Origin of the sequence: Acidovorax sp. FHTAMBA, assembly GCF_038958875.1 — a bacterium.
Taxonomy (GTDB): domain Bacteria; phylum Pseudomonadota; class Gammaproteobacteria; order Burkholderiales; family Burkholderiaceae_C; genus Acidovorax.
In genome coordinates this window covers 1838638-1855504 of the sequence record NZ_CP152407.1, presented here as the reverse complement: position 1 = coordinate 1855504, position 16867 = coordinate 1838638, and the positions used below count along the sequence as shown (strand labels likewise).

General features: G+C 58.9%; 19 protein-coding genes and 1 pseudogene. 9 read left to right on the top strand and 11 right to left on the bottom strand.

Annotated elements, in window-relative coordinates:
* Positions 1-216: 216 nt before the first annotated feature.
* Positions 217-1146 (bottom strand): hypothetical protein, encoded by a 930-nt coding sequence (locus tag AAFF19_RS08705; RefSeq protein ID WP_182121156.1) that lies wholly within the window; start codon positions 1144-1146, stop codon positions 217-219.
* A 197-nt stretch (positions 1147-1343) separates the two neighbouring features.
* On the opposite strand from AAFF19_RS08705, the gene AAFF19_RS08700 reads away from it, so the two are divergent.
* Positions 1344-2156 carry a PD-(D/E)XK nuclease-like domain-containing protein gene (locus AAFF19_RS08700; RefSeq protein WP_182121155.1) on the top strand — a complete coding sequence of 271 codons (813 nt, stop codon included), beginning with the start codon at positions 1344-1346 and terminating at the stop codon, positions 2154-2156.
* A gap of 15 nt (positions 2157-2171) precedes the next feature.
* Here AAFF19_RS08700 and AAFF19_RS08695 read toward each other — a convergent pair whose 3' ends face one another.
* The 3 genes from AAFF19_RS08695 to AAFF19_RS08685 all read right to left on the bottom strand — a co-directional run bounded on the left by AAFF19_RS08695 (position 2172) and on the right by AAFF19_RS08685 (position 3494).
* The gene (locus AAFF19_RS08695; RefSeq protein WP_342721684.1) at positions 2172-2438 is read right to left on the bottom strand and encodes a hypothetical protein; all 267 of its coding nucleotides are present in this window, start codon (positions 2436-2438) and stop codon (positions 2172-2174) included.
* Positions 2439-2695: 257 nt separating this feature from the next.
* Positions 2696-2974, bottom strand: a complete 279-nt coding sequence (locus tag AAFF19_RS08690; protein ID WP_182121153.1) for a hypothetical protein — start codon at positions 2972-2974, stop codon at positions 2696-2698.
* Between the two features lie 187 nt (positions 2975-3161).
* The gene (locus AAFF19_RS08685; protein ID WP_342721683.1) at positions 3162-3494 is read right to left on the bottom strand and encodes a hypothetical protein; all 333 of its coding nucleotides are present in this window, start codon (positions 3492-3494) and stop codon (positions 3162-3164) included.
* Positions 3495-3848: 354 nt separating this feature from the next.
* On the opposite strand from AAFF19_RS08685, the gene AAFF19_RS08680 reads away from it, so the two are divergent.
* Positions 3849-4016: a hypothetical protein gene (locus AAFF19_RS08680; RefSeq protein WP_342721682.1), complete on the top strand. Its 168-nt coding sequence runs from the start codon at positions 3849-3851 to the stop codon at positions 4014-4016.
* Positions 4017-4174: 158 nt separating this feature from the next.
* Here AAFF19_RS08680 and istB read toward each other — a convergent pair whose 3' ends face one another.
* From istB to AAFF19_RS08645, 7 genes are all read right to left on the bottom strand, one after another.
* Positions 4175-4960 carry an IS21-like element helper ATPase IstB gene (gene istB, locus AAFF19_RS08675; RefSeq protein WP_024815605.1) on the bottom strand — a complete coding sequence of 262 codons (786 nt, stop codon included), beginning with the start codon at positions 4958-4960 and terminating at the stop codon, positions 4175-4177.
* Positions 4953-6479 carry an IS21 family transposase gene (gene istA, locus AAFF19_RS08670; RefSeq protein WP_342721842.1) on the bottom strand — a complete coding sequence of 509 codons (1527 nt, stop codon included), beginning with the start codon at positions 6477-6479 and terminating at the stop codon, positions 4953-4955. Before istA ends, istB begins: the two co-directional genes overlap by 8 nt.
* Positions 6480-6556: 77 nt before the next feature.
* The gene (locus AAFF19_RS08665) at positions 6557-6817 is read right to left on the bottom strand and encodes a hypothetical protein (protein WP_342721681.1); all 261 of its coding nucleotides are present in this window, start codon (positions 6815-6817) and stop codon (positions 6557-6559) included.
* 120 nt (positions 6818-6937) lie between these two features.
* Positions 6938-7240 carry a flagellar hook-basal body complex protein FliE gene (locus tag AAFF19_RS08660; RefSeq protein WP_008904065.1) on the bottom strand — a complete coding sequence of 101 codons (303 nt, stop codon included), beginning with the start codon at positions 7238-7240 and terminating at the stop codon, positions 6938-6940.
* Positions 7241-7484: 244 nt separating this feature from the next.
* Complete coding sequence (locus AAFF19_RS08655) at positions 7485-8747, bottom strand: hypothetical protein (protein WP_008904066.1); 1263 nt, start codon at positions 8745-8747, stop codon at positions 7485-7487.
* On the bottom strand, positions 8740-10146 hold the full coding sequence (locus AAFF19_RS08650) for a heavy metal sensor histidine kinase (RefSeq protein ID WP_008904067.1): 1407 nt from the start codon (positions 10144-10146) through the stop codon (positions 8740-8742). Before AAFF19_RS08650 ends, AAFF19_RS08655 begins: the two co-directional genes overlap by 8 nt.
* Entirely contained in the window at positions 10143-10829 is a 687-nt protein-coding gene (locus tag AAFF19_RS08645) for a heavy metal response regulator transcription factor (protein WP_008904068.1), read from the bottom strand. The genes AAFF19_RS08650 and AAFF19_RS08645 overlap by 4 nt, the downstream gene beginning before the upstream one ends.
* Positions 10830-11082: 253 nt before the next feature.
* On the opposite strand from AAFF19_RS08645, the gene AAFF19_RS08640 reads away from it, so the two are divergent.
* From AAFF19_RS08640 to AAFF19_RS08610, 7 genes and pseudogenes are all read left to right on the top strand, one after another.
* Positions 11083-11292, top strand: coding sequence for a hypothetical protein (locus AAFF19_RS08640; RefSeq protein WP_233559558.1), 210 nt, complete (start codon positions 11083-11085; stop codon positions 11290-11292).
* Positions 11289-12722: a TolC family protein gene (locus AAFF19_RS08635; protein WP_182121107.1), complete on the top strand. Its 1434-nt coding sequence runs from the start codon at positions 11289-11291 to the stop codon at positions 12720-12722. Before AAFF19_RS08640 ends, AAFF19_RS08635 begins: the two co-directional genes overlap by 4 nt.
* Positions 12723-12741: 19 nt before the next feature.
* Positions 12742-14154: a copper oxidase gene (locus AAFF19_RS08630; protein WP_034693458.1), complete on the top strand. Its 1413-nt coding sequence runs from the start codon at positions 12742-12744 to the stop codon at positions 14152-14154.
* 39 nt (positions 14155-14193) lie between these two features.
* Positions 14194-14679 carry a cupredoxin family protein gene (locus AAFF19_RS08625; protein ID WP_056423453.1) on the top strand — a complete coding sequence of 162 codons (486 nt, stop codon included), beginning with the start codon at positions 14194-14196 and terminating at the stop codon, positions 14677-14679.
* Between the two features lie 41 nt (positions 14680-14720).
* On the top strand, positions 14721-15059 hold the full coding sequence (locus tag AAFF19_RS08620; protein ID WP_008904052.1) for a copper-binding protein: 339 nt from the start codon (positions 14721-14723) through the stop codon (positions 15057-15059).
* A 195-nt stretch (positions 15060-15254) separates the two neighbouring features.
* Positions 15255-16361: an IS5 family transposase gene (locus AAFF19_RS08615; RefSeq protein ID WP_342721680.1), complete on the top strand. Its 1107-nt coding sequence runs from the start codon at positions 15255-15257 to the stop codon at positions 16359-16361.
* 204 nt (positions 16362-16565) lie between these two features.
* Positions 16566-16856 (top strand): annotated as a pseudogene (locus AAFF19_RS08610) (copper oxidase); the annotation flags it as partial.
* Between the last annotated feature and the right edge of the window lie 11 nt (positions 16857-16867).

Here is a 16867-nt window from a genome sequence, read left to right as displayed (position 1 = left end):
GCCATCAGCAAACAACCAACTAGTCAGTGTATAGCTGTCATCAGGGGCTGGCGGACATATGCGCAATGCCTGCAGACTCCCAAGTGTGACCGCTTCTCCCAACGACTTGAGCCAGGCTTCTTTCAAAGTCCAGGCTCGATAAAAATCTGCCAACTTGGGCTGAATACCGACGAACAACTCGGGACATGTGGCAAAGGCCAGTTCTTCAAAGAGCCGTCAAGACAGCTTGGCCGAGACAGGAACACTCGTCAGCAAGTCCGGGCAAAACTTCCACACTGAGCAGCGGTCTGTCACTGCGGCGATACCCTCGCGGCCCACCTCCCACAAAGGCAATGGGACGCCCAAAACGGCATGGTTGCATTCCTCCAGGATCAGTTCAATGCCCAGATGAACCACAGACATTCGCGGTTCGAGCGACCAGGCCATCACCTCATACCTGCGGCTGATCTCTTCGATCCACAGCAGCAGGCCTGCTACCACCGCATCCCGAAACGGAAGCATTTCCCCGACGCGAACAGTATCCTGAATCAGTACATCTCCCCTGCCCTGTACGCTGGCCTGGAGCGATGCGTGCCTTGCGAATGTCTGAAGCTCCAGTGTGTCCATGGAAGGGAACTCTGGGTTTTCGTCTATTCTGCTGATCGCGCCGACAATGAACCTGAGCCTCGGAAGGTGCCTCTGCAGTTCGCCAGCGCTGGATGCGTTGAAACCGAAAGTTGGAGCCGATGTATCGTGGCCAAGAAGCATGGTCAGAAGTCCCTGCAAATGAGTCGGCTGCAACGCGAGGATGGATTCCATCGACGGGATCTTGTCGATGGTCGTTGCCTTCTGCCTCTGACCTGACACCTGGGCTTGCAGCCAGCGCTGCATCCACATGTCCACTACCAGCTCGTCGCCGTGCACCGGATCCACCACAACGGGCATCATCCACAGCGCGCCATGCTCATGAGCGCGCACGACGCCGCGGGAAACAATGGGGTAGCTGTCGTGAGCCACAGCCACGCGCAGTATTTCGCTGAACTCTTCAGTCGAGGGTGTTGTTTCCCAAAGCCGGCGCAACCGGGCTTCATCGCCTGCTCGCAGGGCTTCGTATACGTGCAGAAGTTCCCCCAAGGGTTCCGCGTTGACATTGGTTGTGTTGATCATGTGCTCTTTATGTTGGTGGTCCATGCATCCCAATCTACCGGTGTTCCCCCATCCGTCAATGGGGTAGCACTGCCAAGTTCCGAACACCCGGGTCCACTATGGACAGGATGAAATCGTCCGGTATCTTGGGTTGCATGAATCTCGCGAACACACTTCACCACAATGGATCTGTGGCCAGCACCCATTCGAATTGCTGCATGCAGGAAATGCCCGGCACCACTTACCACGGTCATAGGGACGTGTTGTCGTCCTCCATGCTGAAAGATCTTCTGGTCTCACCTGCGCACTTCATGTCCAACCTGATGGGCAAAAAGTCTTCCAAGCAGATGGACCTGGGCACCGTAATGCACATGCTGGTTCTGGAGCCTCATACTGCAGCGTCAGTCGTCGCGCTGTATCCAGGCCCTTTGAATACGGTCGATGGGCGGGCCTTCTCAAAAGCCAACTGCAGTCGCATCGTTATGTCACTGCAGGAGTACCTGCAGATGCAGCATGGTGCGGGCCTAGTAATGGAGTCCGGCTTCCGTGGCCGACCGTTCTACCGGTATGTGGAAGAAGGCGTGGTCGAGCCTTCTGTTTTCTATAAAGACCCGAACACAGGCGTCGCTTGCCGCACGCGACCTGACCTGCACCATCCAGACTTCACCTTTGACCTGAAGACCACCCGTCACATCAGCCTGCCTTCATTCCAGGCGGACGCAATTGCGCGGCACTACGACTTGCAGGCCTACATGTACTCACTGGCACGGTGCATCTTCGAGGGAACCTCAAAGCCCAAGGAGTTCATCTTCGTACCGGTGGAATCCAGTGCGCCCTATAGCACGTGCTTTCGGCCCGCCTCGGTGAACTTCCTCGAGAACGGTCGCGCAAAGTACGAGGCGGCACTGGGTATTTACAAGGCCTGCATGACCACAGACTACTGGCCCGCACCCAATGGAGAAGCGGAACTGGATTTGATGCCATGGCAGCAATACAAGTCAAATTTCCAGGAGCTGGTTGGGAAACCTTAAACTCCCGCGAAACCACTATGGCTTGCGACCTGCCACCTTTTTATCGAGACTCCCTGGCAGCCGATGGGCTACCTCACTGGGTGGCGCGTCCCCGCAGGCAATGTTTTCGGAAGGTTCTTGCAGTTGCTCATTGCGACGCTGTTGTAGCAACTTAATTGACTCGTCGGTTTCTTTGTTGGCCTCGTCAATCATTCGCCCCACGGGGATTGCGATGAGAATGAAGAGCAATACAAAGAGTCCGTAGATCAGGACAGGAGTTGAAGGCATGACCAATGCTTCCATAGTGAACCCATCCTTCTTCGTCAGGGACGTATACATTGCAATATAGCCGGTAAAACTGCTTTCAGCTCTAGCTTGGCCCAGTCGCTCATCTGCTGTACTAGCAGCGTGACATGCCTTACACCCCAACAGCACACCCAGGCCGATGTGGGCAAGATTTTGGGACGCAACGTGGCATCATGATGTATGGTCAAGGTGAAGTTTCCTTGCGGAGAGCATTCGCGTGAAGCGCGAACAGATTGATTGATTGAACCGTCAGCTCAGTGCGTAAACACTGGCTGGGTTCTTGTAACCGCGGCCACGGCGAGGGCCGTTTCGCGGTCGAAGTTCCAGTACGTAATCTGGTGGGACGCAGGAGTTGCCGGGTCTTGGACCTGGCCGCTCACGATGTCCACCGCACGCCCACGATGGACAAAACGCACCGGTATACCCTGCTCTACCCGCATGTCCCGGAAGAACTCCAGGCTTTGCGGATCGAGAGGCTGCGGTACGTCTTCCTCCGTGGGCTGGAGGTGCACATAGGGCTGGATTTTTTGCATGGACTTGGTGGGAAACAAGACCCAGCATCCCCACGGGCGCATGGGCCCGGAAGGGTGTGACACAGAGTGTCGAAGGATAGGGCGTGCACAGGGCACGCGCAGTTCACAGAGTGAAAGGCGGTGACTCTATACCGCGAAGCGAACGCAGGGATGGGTCGCTTGCCACAGGCGAAAGACAGGCGCGCTTTTATCTGCTCCGGTGTTTCCACCCATCCGGGGTCTCTTTCAGCTTGAACTTGAACAGCCCGGATTTCCCGTTCTTGAAATGGAACCTGCCGCTGATCACTGTGAGTTCGCCCTCCGTGGTCCGATTGATCATCTCAAACGACTCTGCCCTTCCTTTTTCCTTGCATATTTGAGTAGCCATGAACTTGGCCATGCCCGATGGACCCTTGGCCGATTGCTTTTCCACTTCCTCTTCCTCACGCCGTCGCGCTTCTTCTTCCAAATACTCTTGGTATTTGGCTTCGTGCTCATCCAAAGCACGCCGATGACCAATCCAATCAATCTCAAGTGTCACAGCATCCGTTTCCGGTAGAGGCAGAGGCAGAGGCAGAGGCAGAGGCAGAGGCAGAGGCAGAGGCAGAGGCAGAGGCAGAGGCAGAGGCAGAGGCAGAGGCAGAGGCAGAGGATTTTCTGCCACATACATACGGCGACGTTGAACGGCAACTTTTCGCTCCAGTTCGCGGAATGTTGTCGCCGACCGCTGTAACTTCAACAGCGGCCTCAAGCAACCATCAAGTGCCGACCACGGCATGAAACACCCGCGTATCGCTTCGTGTGTCGAGCAGGTATGGCCGCGCCCCATGGAGGTGACCAGGCCGCCACAGTAGGCCACTAGGATGGAGCCCTTAAAAATCTTGGGAGTGAGCCTGTGAGTAAATCTGCCTTCAGATGGTTGGTCATCGTGTCGTTCGTATTCCCCACGCTTTGCGCAATCGATGACGCCACATTCTTCTCGCACCTGATCCCCCCTGAAATCCAGGCGGCGCTGGACCAACATGTTGGCGCCGATTCAAAATTGAGCCACCGTGCCGATTGAATTTTGAGCCAGGGCTAATGGCCAACCTGTGAAGGTCGGCTGTGGATAAGTGTAGTGCCTTGGGTCGGTTTTGGTCTCCTTGGTGATCGAGCTCGGTGGTCGTCCGTTGAGGGTAAGCCGCGCAGGGCGAAGCCCGTAGCGGCTTGCCCTTGAACCGCTCAGAACGGCTCAGCCTTCTTGGCCTGTTCGCGTGCCTTGATGCGTTTCTTGGCCACGGCTGTGCTGTGCATGAACCTGTGGGACTCGTTGCCCGTCTCGACGATGTGGCAGTGGTGCGTGAGTCGATCCAGCAGTGCCGTGGTCATCTTGGCATCGCCGAACACGCTGGACCATTCCTTGAAGTCCAGGTTGGTGGTGATCATCACGCTGGTCTGCTCGTAGAGCTTGCTCAGCAGGTGGAACAGCAAGGCGCCGCCTGCCTGGCTGAAGGGCAGGTAGCCCAGCTCATCAAGGATGACCAGGTCCATGCGCTGCAAGCTCGCTGCGATGCGGCCTGCCTTGCCTTGGGCCTTCTCCTGCTCCAGTGCGTTGACCAGGTCCACCGTGGAGTAAAACCGCACGCGTGAGCCATGGCGCGTGATGCCCGCCACGCCGATGGCCGTGGCCAGATGCGTCTTGCCCGTGCCGGGGCCACCCACTAGCACCACGTTGTGCGCCTGCTCGGTGAACGCCATGCTGGCCAACTGCTCGATGAGCTTTTTGTCCACGGGCGAGCATTCGAAGTCGAAGCCCGCCAGGTCGCGGTGCACGGGGAACTTCGCCGTGTGCATCTGGTAGCTCACTGAGCGCATGGCCCTGTCCGTGACTTCCGCTTGCAGCAGGTGCTCCAGCAGCCAGCGCGAGCTCTCCAGCGTGGCGTGGCCGCCTTGCTTGACCAGGTCCTCCCAGGCCCCGGCCATGCCGTACAGGCGCAGCTCTTTGAACTCCTTGTCCAGCTCACGCATGATCGGCCTCCTGCATGTCGCTGCCAGCGCGCAGGCTGTCATAGCGCGCCGTGTCGGCCAGGGGTGTCTGGCTCACTTGCAGGTTGGTCGCAACCGTCTCGGGCAGGGGCTGCGCTTGCAGGCGGCCGAGCACGTTGATGACGTGCTCGGTGCTCACCCGCCCCGATGGCGGCGCACTCTCCAGGGCCAACTCCACCGCCACCAGCACGGCGTCCAGCCCTTGCTTGGGCACCTCGGCCAGTACCTGCGCCATCACCCTGTCGCCGCCCTCCTGGTGCAGCAAGCCTTTGCGCATGCGCTGCAATGGCTCGGGCAGGTCTGCAAAGGGCGCGCCGTTGCGCAGCGCGCCCGGCTTGCGCTCGATCAGCGGCACGTAATGCTGCCAGTCGTAGCGGGTCTGGTTGCGATCGCTCAGGCGCTCGTGCGTGGCCACCATAGCATCGCCGGCCACCACCACGATCTGCGCCGGGTACAGGTGTGTGCTGACCATTTGCCCCGCCCATTCGCAGGGCACCGAGTAGCGGTTGCGCGCCACCGTCACCAGGCAGGTGCTGCTCACCTTGGCCGGGTTCTCAACATAGCCATCAAAGGCCACCGGCATCGGCATCAGGTGGCTTTGCTCCAGCTCCAGCATCTCGGCGATGCTGAACGCTTTGTGCTGCGGGTGGCGCAGCTCTCGCCACAGAGCCCGGCAGCGCTCGCCCAGCCACGCATTGAGCTCGGTAAAGCTGCCAAAGCGCCATTGCCCCGCCTCCACCCAGATGCGACGGCGGCTGTCTTGCACATCCTTCTCCACGCGCCCCTTCTCCCAGCCGCTGGCACGGTTGCAAAAATCAGGGTCGAACAGATAGTGCGCGCACATGGCTGCAAAGCGCGCATTGACCACGGGGCCTTTGCCCTTCTTGACTTTGTCGACCGCCGTCTTCATGTTGTCGTAGATGCCACGGCGTGCCACGCCACCCAGCGCTGCAAAGCTGCGGGTGTGCGCATCGAACAGCATCTCGTGGCCTTGGCTGGGGTAGGCCACCAGCCAGAAGGCCCCACTGGCACACAGCTTCATGTGCGAGACCTGCATGCGGTAGTACACCCCGCCCACCAGCAAGCCGTCTTCGCTCCAGTCGAACTGGAAGGCCTCGCCAAGCTCGAAGGTCAATGGCACGAAGGCCTTGCAGGCCGCCTGTTGGCCTTCACCTTGGCGCCACTTGCGGATGAAGTCCGTCACCCGCGTGTAGCCACCTTCGTAGCCCGCTGCCTTGATCTGCGTGAACAAGGCCTTGGCCGTGCGCCGCTCCTTCTTGGGCCGCTTGGCATCGGCCTTCAAGGCTTGCTTGAGCTCCGCCTCGTGCGCCGACAGCTTGGTCGCCTTCGCCGCCTCCCGGCGGTACTTGGGCTCGACCGGCTGCGCCTCGTCCAGCCACTTGGCCACCGTGTTGCGCGACAGACCCGTGGCCCTCGATATCTCCCGCTTCGTCTTCTTGTCCCGGCGGTGCATCCGCCGTATCTTGCCAATCATGTCCATGGTGATCACCCTCTTCATTCCCTTGCTGCACAAAACAGCAGGGTAGGTAAAACACCTGGCTCAGTTTTAGGTCGGCATCACACCAAAAAGTGGCTCAGTTTTCGGTCGGCGTCAACAGCCTCGGACAAGTCAAGAACCGCGACCTTCATGTACCCCTCATCAAGCAAATCATCGACCAAAGTTGAAGCACCCCCTCCAATATCAATGATGCTCGCATCACGGGCGACTGAAGTCTGCCGAATGAGCTGGGTGGATTGCTGAGCGTGTTCCTGAAACCAACTCACCCCAGAGGTGGGCTTTGCCGTGTAGACCTGCTCCCAATGATCTTTGGACTGCATGTAAATCTCCAATGAAAGTACGCGCGTCTATGCTCTCGCAGGAATGTGCCGACTTCGCTGGGAAGCGTCCGCGCCGATCTGTGCTCCGACTACGTGGCTTTTGCCCAGAGCAAGTCACACCTACATATTCATCACATCGGTGTAGGCTTGAACAATTCGGTTACGACTTTGCAGGGTAGCCTGAAACGCAATGTTCGACTTGACTCCGGCGAGCATCGTTTCTTCCAAGCTGACCGTGGGATTGCCGAGTGTGACCTCACGACTCAGCCGACCCGACTCACTTTGCAAATGGCTGGTGGTTGTCAGCGCCTGCTTCATCGCGTCCAGAAAACCGCCTTCCTGGATGCTCGGCGCTTTGTGCACAGAGTTTCCCAACAAGCCGACTGGCGATAGAGCATCTAATGGCTTAGTAGTGACGTTCATGTCGAGAGCTTCTTGGTTTTGGCGAAGAATTTGCGAAGTGCCGCCTCGGAGATCTCTACCAAGGTGATGGCTCATCGTAGCTAATGGCGCCTGACCTGTAACTTTTGCGACGCAAGCCTCTGCCCCTCAATCCCTGCGTTTGGGATAACAGGAACTTCATCTTGCCGACATCCCCGAGGATTGCCTCCCCCTGGGCCCAAGGAGCCAAACCCACAGGGACCGCGCCGCGCCGATGAACCGTGGCTCACAGCCGCTGCGAAATCTCTAGCAGCGGCTTGATGCTGGACCCAAAGCGGCTCATGGAAGCATGGTTCTGCTCCAGCTGGCTGTAAGGCAAGTACCGGATTCCAAGCTCCGACACCCTGGAGAAGGCAGGCCTTTGAAGTTGCTCAGCGACCTTGTCTCTGCGATTGTCTGGAGCCACCAGAAACAGCGCACAGTTGCCTGCAACCGGCGTGCCCAAGGCCAGATCGAGCATGCGTACGATGCCCGAATAGATGGACGTGGTGTGTTCGACTTCGAATGCAGCGGCGAATTGCGAGGTCTGGGGATCAACCCATACAACATCGATCAGTCGCACAGACTCCAGTCCTCGGTCCAGGCTGGCGGGCAACTGCGCCATGCATCCATCTCCCAGCAGCCCCCCGCCATGGGCGCGGCCCCGGTCGTTGGACGCTATCCAGACCTCAAAGCCGAGGGCCTTGCCCAGGTCGCGCAGCGAAGCCTGGACACCCGTGTGGGTCGCATCGCTCTCGGTCGCTTGGGACAGTTCCCGTTGCAATGCGGTAGATTCCTGCCGCACACGCTCAAGGTCTTCTTGCCAGAGAGCTGCCGCCGCTGCATCCATTGCTTGTAGCGGTGTTGCATATCGGCCACTGCCAATGTCAAACATGAGTCCTGCAATCGCGCCCAGATCGTTCGATAGTTTCAGCCGGTACTGCGCGTTCAAGCGCAGCAAGCCCTCCCGCATGGAGAGATAGTGGTCCCAGCGCCCGAGCTTTAAGCGCCCCCCGGTCACCGCGTTGAACCCATTGACGATGGCCGTGTTGAAGGGAGAGACCAGCGTTGGGTGGATGAAATACAGCAAGTTGGCGACTGCTGGGCCCAAGCCTTTGATGCCAATCGCATCAATGCGCTGTATGGCGGCCACTACGTCTTCTGCGCAGTCGCAGTGATCACAGGTGTGCAGGAGGTCCGCAAAAGCGCGCTGGTTGCTCGGGTTCTCGTAGATGTCCGGAATGCGCAGCTTGGGTTTCCAGAGGAACGCGTGGTCCGCACCCTTGAAGATCTGGCGCTGCTCCGCCACGGAGCCAACGATTGTCTCTAACGAGGATCCTCGGTAGGCGTTGCCAAACGTTCCCGCTCGGATGTCCTCCACCACTTGCGTAATGCCTCGGCGAATAGAGCGGAAGTTTTTGATCCGCTGATCCCACAGGAACCAGGTGTTGTAGGTGCTGCTGGGATCTGCCTTCCAGCAGTCAATGAGGGTGGCCAGGGGGTCATGCATCTGTTGTGAGGCGCTTGCCAATGTTCTGAGCACTGGGGAAATACATCGAAAAACAAGTCCTGCCATCGGCCGAACTCACAGAGATGCGGCCTCGGTGCGCATGAACAATCGCCTGGGTGATAGACAAGCCCAAGCCCGCACCGTCGGAGTCCAGTTGCTTGCGCGACTTGTCTGCCCGAAAGAAGCGGTCGAAAAGGCGGGGGATCATCTGCGCGTCGATGGAAGGTCCAGTGTTGACTACATCCACGGTGGTTCCGTGAACGTCCCCTTGAATGTCAACGACCACCTGTTCTCCAGGGGGGGTATAGCGAATGGCGTTGGACAGGAGATTGCTCAGCGCCCGGCGCAGCATCAACCGATCGCCAGTGATCTCTGCCGCCCCAATAAGCTGCAGACCGACCTGCTTTTCTTCGGCAAGGGCCTCGTAGAAGTCAAACAGGGCCTGTGCTTCGTCGTGGACAGCAATTTTTTCCGTACTGGGAAGAATGAGTCCGTGGTCGGCTTTCGCCAGGAACAACATATCCGCCACCATGCGGGCCAGACGCTGGTACTCCTCGGCGTTAGAGGCCAGTATGTCCTGATACTCCCCGCAGGAGCGAGGCTGGCTGAGCGTGACCTGTGTCTGCGTCATCAGGTTGTTGATCGGCGTACGCAACTCGTGGGCCAGATCCGAAGAAAACTCGGACAAGCGATCAAACTCCTCTTTCAAGCGCCGGAGCATCTCGTTGAGGGTTGTAGCCAAGTCTGCCATCTCCACCGGAAACTCCTGAGTTGGCATCCGATCGTCCAGCCGCTGCGCCGTGATCGCCATCGCGCGAGACCGCATTGTCCGAAGGGGCGCCAAGCCATTCTTTGCAGCCCACCAGCCCAGGATCCCAGCCACCAGCGTTGCCAATGCCACGTAACCCACGAGCACCCGAATCAGGCCTTGCATGAAATGCTTGTGGTGTGCGATGTCCAACGCGACCCAAATCTGGAGCGGTGCTTGAGAGGCGCCCGGCATCGATACGGATTCGGACATCCCTCGGTACTCGCGGTCATTGGTCTGCCAGGATGCGACCCCCAAGCGGGCTTTCTGGGTTTGGGCGATGAGGTCCTGTGGAAACTGGAAACCCGTGGTCGCGTAAAGCGGGTCCTTGTCACGGAAAACGCTGACAAAAAGGCCCTCGTGGCTGTGCAAAACGTCGTCCAGCCGAATTTTGAGGTCCTGCGGTGACGTGGATTTTCCTATCACCTCACGTGTGAGGTGAATTTTGTCGCGCAGAGCATCGCGGTCGAGTTCCACAAAATGCCGGTCAATGGAAATGGCAACAAGTGTCCCCAGGCCAACAAGCACGAGCCCGGAAGCCAGCGTAAAAAAGACTGTCAGTCGTGTCGTGAGCGAGTACTGAGCTATCACACATTCTCCTGGGGTGCCTCAAGCACATAACCCATGCCTCGCACCGTCTGAATCAGCTTGGCGTCATAGGCATCGTCAATTTTGGCCCGAAGCCTGCGCATTGCCACCTCGACCACGTTGGAATCGCTGTCGAAATTCATGTCCCACACCTGCGACGCGATCAGAGAGCGAGGCAAAACCTCCCCTTGGCGACGCATCAGCATCTCCAGCAGCCCGAATTCCTTGGGTGTGAGGTCGATGCGTTTGCCGGACCTGCTGACTCGACGCCGCAGAAGGTCCAGTTCAAGATCTGCCACCTGCAGAATAGTCACCTCGGCGCCACTGCGGCCGCGCCTCAGTATGGTCCGTGCCCTTGCCAGCAATTCGGCAAAAGAAAACGGCTTGACCAGATAGTCGTCTGCGCCCAACTCTAGGCCTTTGACGCGATCCTGAACCTGGTCCTTTGCCGTGAGAAATAACACGGGCATCTCAAGGCCTCGACGACGCATATTGGTGAGGACCTGCCAGCCGTCCATCCGAGGAAGCATCACATCCAGGATCACGAGATCGTAATCCTCCTCTTGAACCAGACGCAGGCCATCGACACCGTTGTGAACCAGATCAGCGTTGAATCCCGCTTCACGCAAGCCTTGGCGCAGGTATTCCCCGGTTTTGATTTCGTCCTCAACGATCAGTATCTTCACGAGACCTCCTTGGCGCTACAAGAGGTCGCCAGTGTGCCCGGAGATTTATGCCTTTCTTGAACATGACAAATATGTAACCAATCCGTTATGTCTTTGGAAGCTAATAACTCACACAATGCGTTGCATCAAAACGCATGGTGAATCTATGAGAAATTCTTGGCTTTCACGACTTAACTCAATCCCTTGGCTGGCCGCAGCATTGCTGGCACCTTCGCTGGCACTTGCTCAGATGCCGGACGATGCCCCCCCAAAGGTGGACTACCAACTTTCGTACCGATCAGCTCTCGCGGGCTATGAGGTCTACAAGGAGCAATCAGTCCAGCCGTGGAAGGCCGCCAACGACAAGGTGGGTGAAATCGGAGGATGGCGGGCCTATGCCAAGGAAATGCGCCAGTCCGCACCCGCAGCGGGCCAGGACCAACCAGCCCAAGGCCATGACGCACACCACGGGGGCAAACAATGAGCCGACCAGTGCAAATGCCCCGCGCCAAGATCGTGATCGCCGTGGCCGCAGTTGCGGTATTGTCTGGCTGCGCCAGCGTGAATCTGGAGCAAAACCTCTCCAGCGCCAACGCGGCGGCAAACAGTTTCACCGACGGCAAACTCACGTTGGCCCGGGACCGGAATGAGCAAGATGCCTTGCGCCAACGCGCCTCGGACTTGCTGGCAAAGCCGCTCAGTCAACAGGATGCCGTTCAACTCGCCCTGGTCAATAGCCCGTCCCTGCAGGCCATCGTGGCCCAAAACTGGGCGGACTCTTCCACTGCAGCCCAGTCCGGACGCATCGCCAACCCCATTTTGAGCCTGGAGCGGGTTCGCCTGGGTAGCGAGACGGAGATCGGTCGCCTCCTGTCCTTCGGCCTGCTGGATCTGCTGACCTTGCCAACACGCAAAGGTATTGCCGAGCAGCGGATCAAGCAGACCCAGTTACGCCTGAGTAGCGACGTGGTGGACCAAGTGACGCAGGTGCGCCAGGCTTGGGTCCGCGCTGTTGCGACGCAACAGACCCTGACTTACACCCAACAGGTCGTCGCCAGCGCCCAGGCCAGCGCCGAACTGGCCAAACGCATGCAGTCGGTGGGCAATTTCAACAAGCTTGACCGGGCACGCCAGCAAGCGTTCTATGCCGACACAGCGACCCAGCTGGCCACCGCCCAGCACCAAGTCACCGCAGCCCGTGAGGAGCTGGTGCGGCTGCTGGGCCTGGACGACAGCCAAGCCCAACAGCTCAAGTTGCCCGAGCGCCTGCCCACACTGCCCAAGGAGCCGTTGTCCCCTTCCGACGCTGCCCGCCAGGCATCAAAGGGGCGCCTGGATCTGCAGCTCGCGAAGGCCGACTACGACGCAGCGGCTCAGTCGCAAGGCTGGAACACGCTCACCACTTTCACGGACATCGAGCTGGGAGTTAGGCGCGATTCGGTCTTTGATGCCGCCGAAAACACCCACTCCACACGGCGCGGCTTCGAGATCAGCCTGCAGTTGCCGATCTTCGATTGGGGTGGCATGCGGCGCGACGCTATGAACGCGCAGACCCTGGCTGCAGCCAATCGCCTTGAGGCGACTGCCCGCGCGGCGGGCTCCAACCTTCGGGAGAGCTACTCCGCGTACCGCACTGCGTATGACATCGCGCGTCACCATCGCGACGAAGTGATCCCCCTGAGAAAAACCATTTCAGAAGAAAACCAGCTTCGCTACAACGGGATGCTTATCAGCGTTTTCGAGTTGCTCGCTGACTCCCGTGACCAGGTGAACTCGGTGATGGCGGCCCTGAACGCCGAACAGCAGTTCTGGCAGGCCGATGCCGCCCTTCAGGCCTCTCTCATCGGCAAGCCCACCAGTGCTGGCGTCTCGGGCGGTGGCGCAGCCGCTGCCGAAGCTGGTGCAGGCCACTGATCCCGTCAAGGAAACCAACATGAATTCAAGAAGAGATTTTTTCCGATTTGCGGGCATTGCCGGAGGGGCCGTGGCCGCAGCGAGTGTGAGCCGAGTGGCGATGGCGGCACTGCCGGAACCCGTGTACCAGTCAAGCCCAGACACCATGGCGCCTTTGGTGCCCAACTCTGGGCGCCCCTACAACCCGGTGGTCACGCTGAACGGCTGGACGCTGCCCTGGCGCATGAATCAGGGGGTCAAGGAGTTTCACTTGGTGGCAGAACCGGTGGTGCGCGAGATGGCCCCAGGCTTCAAGGCGCACCTTTGGGGGTACAACGGCCAGAGTCCGGGCCCCACCATCGAAGTGGTGGAAGGTGACCGCGTTCGCATTTTTGTGACCAACAAGCTGCCCGAGCACACCAGCATCCACTGGCACGGACAGCGTTTGCCCAACGGCATGGACGGTGTGGCAGGGCTGAACCAGCCCGCGATTCAGTCGGGCAAAACCTTTGTCTACGAATTTGTGGCGCGCCGTCCAGGTACCTTCATGTACCACCCGCACGCCGATGAGATGACCCAGATGGCCATGGGCATGATGGGCTTCTGGATAACGCATCCGAAGACCAAGCATCCGCTGATTGATGAAGTGAATCGAGACTTTTGCTTCCTGCTCAGTGCCTACGACATTGAGCCCGGCGCCGCCACGCCCAAGGTTGCGGAGATGCTGAACTTCAATCTGTGGACATGGAACAGCCGCATCTTTCCCGGCATCGACTCCTTGAATGTCCGGCTTAACGACAAGGTGCGCATTCGCATCGGCAACCTCACCATGACCAACCACCCCATGCATTTGCACGGTCATGAGTTTTTGGTCACCGGCACGGATGGCGGACCCACACCCAAGAGCACCCGTCTGTATGAAGTGACCACCGACGTGGCCGTTGGACAGATGCGTCAAATCGAGTTCCTCGCGGACGAAGAAGGCGACTGGGCGTTCCACTGCCACAAGAGCCACCACACCATGAATGCAATGGGGCACGACATTCCCACCATGATTGGCGTGGACCACCGGGGCGTGGCCAAGAAGATCAACAACTTGATCCCCGACTACATGGTCATGGGCGAGCGGGGCATGGCAGACATGACGGAAATGGAGATGCCCATCCCGGACAACACCATTCCCATGATGACCGGAGAAGGCCCGTTCGGCTCGGTCGAAATGGGCGGGATGTTCAGTGTCTTAAAGGTTCGCCGCGACCAGAAACCGGGCGACTACAAGAACCCGGGTTGGTACAAGAACCCGGAGGGCACGGTGGCCTACGAGTACACCGGTCCGATGGCTGAACCGGCCCGCTTCAAGGCCGAGGGCGGACAGTCCATGCCTCGCAAAGAGAAGTCCAGCTCGGACACTGTCGTCAAGGTCAAAAAGCCGTCTTCGCACAGCGGCCACTAACTGCCACGTTCCCCATCACCTTCACAACCCAAGGCAACTATGAAACGCACTCTTTCCCTGATCGCAGCCTCCGCCCTGGTGGCTCTGTCCTTTAACAGCTTTGCAGGTGGCACTCACAGCGGTGGTCACGGCCACGCAAGCGAGGAGTCAGCCATTGGTCAACCCGGCAAAGCTGCCAAGGTGACCCGCACGATCAACGTGGACATGGCTGACACCATGCGCTTCACGCCGGCAGCAATCTCCGTCAAGCAGGGCGAAACCATCAAGTTCGTGATCAAGAACAGTGGCCAGGTCAAGCACGAGTTCAGCCTGGGTACCGAGGCCGAGCTCAAGGAACACTACGAGACCATGAAGAAGTTTCCCGAGATGGAGCATGACGAGCCCAGCAAGATCTCCCTCGCACCAGGCAAACAGGGCGAAATCATCTGGCAATTCACCAAAGCCGGAGATGTGAATTTTGCGTGCCTGTACCCAGGCCACTACGACGCTGGCATGAAGGGCCAGGTCAAGGTCTCCAAGAAGTAAACCCCGGGTTGCTGTGCCAACCCACTGAGCAAGGAACATTTATGAAGAAAACCAATACCGCCATCTCCGCCGTGCTGCTGTCGCTGGCCACGCTGCTGCCGGTCTCGACCATGGCGCAGGCTGCAGGTGATGCCGCCAAGTCGTCCCCCGCCGCAGCCTCTATGACCGATGGCGAGGTTCGCAAGATCGACAAGGACAGCAGCAAGATCACCATCAAGCATGGGGAGATCAAGCATTTGGAGATGCCGGGCATGACCATGGTGTTCAACGCCAAAGACAAGTCCCTGCTCGACAAGGTACAGGTCGGCGACAAGGTCAGCTTTATGGTGGTCAGCGAGGGCGGAAAGATGGTCGTCACTGCCATCGAGCCTGCCAAGTAACCCCAAAGCGCCCTATAGCGTCCTCACAACATGGCAGCGCTCCTCCGTTGCGCACGTCTAATCATCAAGGAAAAATCATGAAAACTCTCGTTATTGCTCTAGCAGGCTGCTGAAATACTCCCCGCCGTCACTTCCCAGTTGACGTCTTGCCAGGACAATTGAGGCAACCCAACCGACCAGACAGACAAGCCAGACATGCGCGGAGCCGACACCTTCACCGAGAGCCTGTTCACCATGCGCCACCTCGATGACTTCGTGCCCGCCGATCACCCCTTGCGCGTGATCCGTGTGATGGTCAATAAAGCACTGGCCAACATGGACGAGCTGTTTGCCCGGATGTATGCGGCCGACATCAAAGGCGGGCGCCCCAGCATTGCTCCCGAGAAGCTGCTGCGCGCCATGCTCATCCAGGTGCTCTACAGCGTGCGCTCGGAGCGCCAGCTCATGGAGCAGACCCAGTACAACCTTCTGTTTCGCTGGTTCATTGGCCTGGCCATGGACGACGCCGTTTGGGTGCCCACCGTCTTCAGCAAAAACCGCGAACGCCTGATCGAGCACGATGCGGTCATCGAGTTCTTCAATCAGATCGTGCAACAAGCCCAGGAACAGGAACTGCTCTCGGGCGAGCACTTCAGCGTGGATGGCACCCTGATCCAGGCCTGGGCGGGCCACAAGAGCTTTGTGCGCAAAGACCGCCAAGGCGACGACGATACCGACGCGGGGAACTTCAAAGACCAAAAGCGCAGCAACGACACCCACGAGTCCACAACGGACGCGGATGCAAGGCTGTACCGCAAGGGCAAGACGGCTAGTGAGTTGCGCTTCATGGGCCACACACTCACCGACAACCGCCACGGGCTGGTGGTCAGCGCCGTGGTCACCAAGGCCGACGGATATGCAGAGCGCGAAGCGGCCAAGGCCATGATCAACGATGCGCGACAGGCACTGCCCGGCGATGACCCCATCACGATCACGCTGGGCGCAGACAAGGGTTACGACGCCAAGGAGTTCATCGACGCGCTGCAAGAGATGAACGTGCTGCCCCATGTGGCGCAGAACAAATCAGGGCGTCAATCGGCGGTGCCTGACAGGATCGCGGATAGCGAAGGCTACGCCATCTCCCAGCAAAAGAGAAAGCTGATCGAACAAGGCTTTGGCTGGGCCAAGACGGTGGGGCACATGCGTCAGGTGGTGGTGCGCGGGATCAATAAGGTTGATCAGATGTTTGTGCTGACGATGGCGGGCTACAACCTCACGCGACTGCGCACCTTGGGGCAAATCCGTCTGCAGGGGCAGGTGTAAAGGAAAAAGGATCAGAAAACCGTGCTGTACGGCTGAAAACACGCAGGTTTTCGGGCTGACTTCCAGCATACGGAAAGCAGCTGCTGCGAAAAATGCGCTTGCCGCCGCTGAGCAGGTTCCGGACGCACGGGAGTATTTCAGCAGCCTGTTAAGTCATGGATATCGTTCAAGAATCTCACCCATGAAACCCAAGATTCACTGTGGATCCCCGAGAACACCGTGCCCATGATGTCTGGCAAAGGCCCCTATGGCTCGGTCGAGATGGGCGGCATGTTCAGCGTGTTGAAGGTACGCCAAGATCAAAAGCCTGGCGACTACACGGACCCAGACTGGTTCAAACACCCGGAAGGCACGGTCGCCCACGAGTACCAAGGACCCTTGACCGAGCCTGCCCGGTTCAAGGCTGAGGGTGGGCAGTCCATGCGCCGAATCCAAGAGTCCAGCAACCCCACCGAGGTCCAGGTGCGTAAACCCACTTCGCACCATGGCCACTGACAAGCCAACCC